Source organism: Candidatus Omnitrophota bacterium (genome assembly GCA_028715965.1).
In the GTDB taxonomy this organism is placed as follows: Bacteria; Omnitrophota; Gorgyraeia; order Tantalellales; family Tantalellaceae; genus JAQUQS01.
Genome location: JAQUQS010000045.1, coordinates 1 through 5,419 on the forward strand (window position 1 = coordinate 1; position 5,419 = coordinate 5,419).

Annotated in this window: 7 protein-coding genes; all 7 read right to left on the reverse strand. The window is 53.3% G+C overall.

Features of this window, described 5'->3' with window-relative positions:
* Window positions 1–93: 93 nt before the first annotated feature.
* Window positions 94–1,194 carry a glycosyltransferase family 4 protein gene (locus tag PHH49_08495; GenBank protein MDD5488977.1) on the reverse strand — a complete coding sequence of 367 codons (1,101 nt, stop codon included), beginning with the start codon at window positions 1,192–1,194 and terminating at the stop codon, window positions 94–96.
* Window positions 1,191–2,132 (reverse strand): NAD-dependent epimerase/dehydratase family protein, encoded by a 942-nt coding sequence (locus PHH49_08500; protein ID MDD5488978.1) that lies wholly within the window; start codon window positions 2,130–2,132, stop codon window positions 1,191–1,193. The genes PHH49_08495 and PHH49_08500 overlap by 4 nt, the downstream gene beginning before the upstream one ends.
* Window positions 2,133–2,834: a sugar phosphate nucleotidyltransferase gene (locus PHH49_08505; GenBank protein MDD5488979.1), complete on the reverse strand. Its 702-nt coding sequence runs from the start codon at window positions 2,832–2,834 to the stop codon at window positions 2,133–2,135.
* Window positions 2,831–3,898 (reverse strand): hypothetical protein, encoded by a 1,068-nt coding sequence (locus PHH49_08510; protein ID MDD5488980.1) that lies wholly within the window; start codon window positions 3,896–3,898, stop codon window positions 2,831–2,833. Before PHH49_08510 ends, PHH49_08505 begins: the two co-directional genes overlap by 4 nt.
* A complete protein-coding gene (locus PHH49_08515; protein MDD5488981.1) occupies window positions 3,895–4,209 on the reverse strand; it encodes a hypothetical protein in 315 nt (104 codons plus the stop codon). Before PHH49_08515 ends, PHH49_08510 begins: the two co-directional genes overlap by 4 nt.
* A complete protein-coding gene (locus PHH49_08520) occupies window positions 4,206–5,204 on the reverse strand; it encodes an NAD-dependent 4,6-dehydratase LegB (protein MDD5488982.1) in 999 nt (332 codons plus the stop codon). Before PHH49_08520 ends, PHH49_08515 begins: the two co-directional genes overlap by 4 nt.
* 12 nt (window positions 5,205–5,216) lie before the next feature.
* Window positions 5,217–5,419: hypothetical protein (locus tag PHH49_08525; protein MDD5488983.1), on the reverse strand; the 203-nt coding region annotated here is incomplete at its 5' end.

Below are 5,419 nucleotides of genomic sequence, written 5' to 3' on the forward strand. Positions count from 1 at the left end.
TAGTGGTCATATGAGGCATATCCGTTATCCCGCACCCACTCCTCCAGCCTGAGCGCGGCCTTCCAAAACGTTATCATAGCGCTATTATCGTGTTTACGATCCATTATCCTCCCCGTTGTATATATCCATATATTCAAGTGCCACCATCTTTTTATCGAATATCTTCCCCAGTGTAGAGTTATTTGTCCTCATTTTCCCGGCGATATCCCTGTTCGCTTCCAGGAAAAGCACTTTACTGGCGATATCCCCGGGGGTGCCCTTTTCCACAAAAAGACAATTGTCGGGATCCTTCATATAATCCATGGCGAACCTGAACCTCGTCGTCACAACGGGCGTGCCACATACTATGGCGTTAAGAAGCGACACCGGGATACCTTCGGCGCAATGCGTCGGGAACACGAATATGTCAAAATAATGGTATATGCGTTTTACCGTAGCCTCGTCGAGAAAAGGAAGGATGAACACATTGCCTTCCAGCCCCTTCTCTTTTATCATATTCTCCACGACACCGCGTTCTTCCCCGAATCCACCGACGTAAAAATACATCTCTTTCTCCCTTAAAATGGGCGGTATGGCGTCCAGGAAATCGTATATACCCTTTTCCCTTACAAGCCGGGAAAGATACAGCACCCGGGGGAGGTTCCCGGCCTCATGGGAAAAATACACGGAATCCTCTTCTTTCTTCGGAAAATCACGTATATCGACCGCGTTCTTCATGACGCGGTATTTGTGGTCCGGGGCGTCGAAACATTTCATGAACTCTTTTTTTTCGGCGTTCGTCCCCACACACACCACGTCCGACAACCTTATCAGCGTCCTCCCCAGCCATCTCCAGAAAGGCTTCATCCCCGACAGGAACTCCCGGTTACTGCCATGCGCCTTCAGTACGAACCTTACGTTGAGTGCCCGGGCCGTTAACGCGAAGAATATATCACGTGAAACCGACATCCAGTCGAAACTCGAGTTGAAATGTACGATGTCCGGCCTGAACATCAGGCATTTCAGGTCGAACCTCACCCAGTCAGCGAAACGCGTCACGAACCGGAACAGGAAATTGTCCCTGTCGGTGAAAGACCCGCAATAAAAGAACTCCATTTCTCCCGGCGAGAGTTTTTTTACGGCGGATATGAACACGTCCTCCGTCTGTTTGATCCCTCCGACCTTCCTTCTGGGCAGCACATACAATATCCTCATGCGGGCCCGCCTTTCGTCCCCGTGTACGCGAGCATATCCCTGAGCGTCCTGTCAAGATCATATTCCGGCGCCCAGCCCAGAGCCTTTATCAAGCTTATATCGGCCCTCTGGTACGGGACCTTTTGCGAGCCTTTCCTTTCCCTTACACACTGCCGGGCCAGACCCGACAGATCAAGCAACCTGTTAAGGACGGTCTGTAATTTTACGGCTCGTCCCGAACCCACGTTATATGCCCGCCCGGGTTCCCCTTTTTCCGCGAGCAGCATATACGCCCGCGCGGCGTCACGCACATCCACGAGATCCCTGTACGCCGACAGGTCAAGCGTATCGATCTTCCGTATCTTCCCCGTTCTATATTCCGATATTCGTTTTACGAAATTCCCGCACGCGAGCTTATCCGTCTGCCCCGGGCCGATAAGGTTGAATATCCTGGCGGTGACCACGTTAAGTCCGTACATCCTGAAAAAAAGGTCCGCGGTACACGTCTGCAGGAGTTTGCTCGCCCCGTACATGGAAACTGGCCTCGGAGGGCAAGATTCCCCTATACCTTTTTTGCCGGCATACCCGTACTCAGCGGAAGAACCGGCATTCACCACGGTCACCTTCTTTCTGTACGGTAAAAGCCCGGCCAGGAAAACGTGCAGCATAGCCGCGTTGGCCGTCAGAAGGTCCTCCGGCCCCACCCCATGTGTCACTCCGGCCAGATGGAAACATGTTATTCTTGTGGCTGCGTCCATATGCGGAAGCAGCCTGGCCGGGAACCCGCGCAAGAGGTCCACCCGGATGAACTCATCCACATCCGGAACAGATCTTTTCCCGCCCGCGGCATCAACACCCGCGATCACGGCCCCGGGCGCTTTTTTCCTCAAGAGCTCCAAAAGGACACGACCCGTAAAACCAGCGGCTCCGGTCACTATCACCAGTTCCTTACTTTTCACTTATATCCTCTTCCTGCCACTTTTTTCCCAAAAATCCAGTGCCCGGCTATAATCCTCAGGGGTCCCGATATCGAACCAGTCACCCTTCATCATGAACACTTTTACTTTCATGCCTTTGTCCTTGAGCCTGATCATAAGTTCAGGAAGATCCAGGTGTTCCCCCTTTTTTATGAACTTAAGCGCCTCCGGGCTGAAACAATATATACCCGTGCTGACAATATGCGTGTATTCCGGTTTTTCATGGTAATCCGTAAGGTACCCGTCCCGGTCATGCTCGATCATACCCAGGCTCGAGCGTTGTTTTTTCCTGTAACAGCATATGGTCGCGATCGAGCCCGCTTTTTTATGCGCTTTTACGAGGTCGCCGAGGTCCATATCCGCCAGGACATCACCGTTCATCACCAGAAAGTCCGATCTTTCGCCTTTAAGCGCCTTTATGGGGCCCGCCGTACCGAGCGGCCTGGTCTCCCGGGCATAGGATATCTTGACCCCGAATTTCCTACCGTTACCAAAATAGGCCTCAACAAGTTCGGCCAGGTACCCGACCGCGAACACCATATCCTTGACCCCCGCCCGCTTGAGCTGCCCCACTACGATCTCCAGTATGGTACGGTCCCCCAGGGGGAAAAGCGGTTTAGGTACGGTAGCCGTGAACGGTGCCAGTCGCGTCCCCTTACCTCCGGCCAGTATTAATGCCTTCATGCCGTGTCCCTCTTTTCTTTTTGAACATCACAATATTTTAACGCCATGCCGAAGAACCCCCATATTGGTATGGCAAAATAAGGAAGCTCCAGTATGACCTCGAAATTCGCCACCACCAGCCAGTACAGGACGCCTGCCGCGATAAAAACGCCTTTTATCCCAGCATACATTATAGCCCGACGCGCAAGCCGCACGAAGAATGCCCATATCAACACTACTATGCCCACGCCGACAGCTCCCGCCCGATACATCATGTGCAGGTAAGAATTATGCGGCTCAAGCCACCTGTCCCCCACGGACCACTTAAGGCTCATGAATATACCCGGTTCTATAGGCCGGCCGAGGTCCATGCCGAATACCGGCATTTCCTCAGCGTATTCCCCTGCCATATAGTGCCAGAGATAGAGCCTCCATAAGATGTTCTTATACGCGTCCTCCAGGGACCTCTGGTATCCCGGGTCATTGTATTTCTCCTGCGGAGCCCTGTATCTATCCTCAGCCGTGTTCTTTTTGTAGAGCAGAAGCTCATATCTTGACATATCGTATTTATAATTTTTTCCCTCCGCGGCTTCCGCCATATATTTCTTGTGGTAATTCATGAGTTCATCCACCTTCACGACGGACTTGATGGCGTTGGGATCCACGAACATGACCGCGCCAAGCGCGAAAAGCAGGAGTACTCCCACGAGTATCCTGCGGGAAATGATCACACCCCTCTTTTTCCGCGCCAATGTCAGTCCCGTGACAATAAATAGCATGGAGCATATCTCGGCAAAAAACACACCCCTGTGGACCGCATAGAGCGCCCTGTATGGGAATACCGCAAGAAAGAGCCCCAGGAACGCGTTCCTCCTGTCATCCCGTATAAGGGATATCACGAACATAAGAAATACCAATAGATACGTATACGCGAAATACGGGTCGGGGACACGCAACGTGAAAAGCACCCCGACCGCCAGCGCGATAAGATATCGCGTGGGTTTTGCCACCAGATATCTCGCGTCAAAGAACTCGTAGAAGAACACGGCGAATACCGGGTAAAGGAAAAGCGCCGTATTCCTCAAGGAAAGCGCCCCCCATCCATGTACCCGTGAATGGCCTTCCACGCGACGAACAATAGATATACCAATAACGCCGCGTCCCATTTCCCGGAACGGGCCCCGCGCAGCATCCTTTTTACGCAGTACAATACGGCGCAGAAAGCCATTAACGCCTCCCCCACGAACAACGGTATCCCGGAAAACAATAACGCGACGGTCCTTTCCGCGAAAAACGATGTTTCCACCGAGTACATGAGCGCGAAGACACCGAACACGGCCAGGGCCGTTATATCCACTATTCGGGCCGCCATATTTTTCCCGATCCCTATGCTCATACCACGTATCCGTCCCTCCGGTAACACGCGATGTTCTCTTCCCTGCCGAACCATTCGATCGTCGACCTGAGCCCGTTTTCCAGCGTGTACCCGGGACCCCATCCGGTCAGGTCCTTTAATTTCGCCGGGTCCCCCACAAGCCTTTCCACTTCGCTCTTTTCCGGCCTCGTACGTTCCCGCGCTTTCCTTATGATCGCGGAGCTCCCGGTTATTTCCCTGATCTTATCAGCGAGCTCTCCTATGGATATCTCCTCGCCCGTGGCTATATTTATCTCTTCACCTATCGTCCGGTCCGACGCGGCTATCGCGATGAAACCATTGACCGTGTCTTTAACATATACCAGGTCCCTTGTGGGATGTAGCGCTCCCAGCTCAATCTCCTTCTTCCCTGACAATATCTGCGTGACCACCGTCGGTATTATGGCGCGGGCGGACTGACGCGGCCCGTATGTGTTGAACGGCCGAACAATGGCTACCGGTAAGCTGAAACTACGGTAGAACGACTCGGCCAGGGCGTCCGCTCCTATCTTCGTGGCCGAGTAAGGCGATTGTCCCTGGCGGGGGTGGTCCTCACTCATCGGTACGCTTATCGCGGTCCCATATACCTCCGAGGTCGACGTTACAAGCACCTTGTCCACCCCGGCGTCACGGGCGGCCTGAAGCACGTTCAAGGTACCTTTTACGTTCGTGTCCACATAGCTCTCGGGGGAACAATAACTGTAGGGGATCCCTATAAGCGCCGCGAGATGGAACACCACGTCCACGCCCTTCATGGCCTCCCGCACGGAGTTGATGTCGCGTACGTCCCCCATGAAGACATCCGGTCCGGCATCCCCCGCGCCGCAGGCAGTTTCAAGCCAGCCGTATGACCCCATGAAATTATATAGCACCATCGCCTTTACGTCGCATCCCAGCCCGATAAGAGCCTCCGTGAGATGGCTGCCGATAAAACCTTCCGCCCCTGTAACAAGTATTTTTTTACCCTTAAGGTCCATTTTCCTCTCCTCTTATTGTTCGTTGTCCGTCATCCTGCCGGAGAACATACATTTCTTGAACGCGGACTTCGCGCCATAATACGTTTTGCGCGCGAATTCACCTAAAGCCGCGTTACGTCCGAACAACCTGGCAGCAGCCAGTAGCAGTAATGTCTTGGGGTTCCACGGTCCGACCGACAACGCCTTCCCCGCCCTTTCCCCGCCCTTATCATATT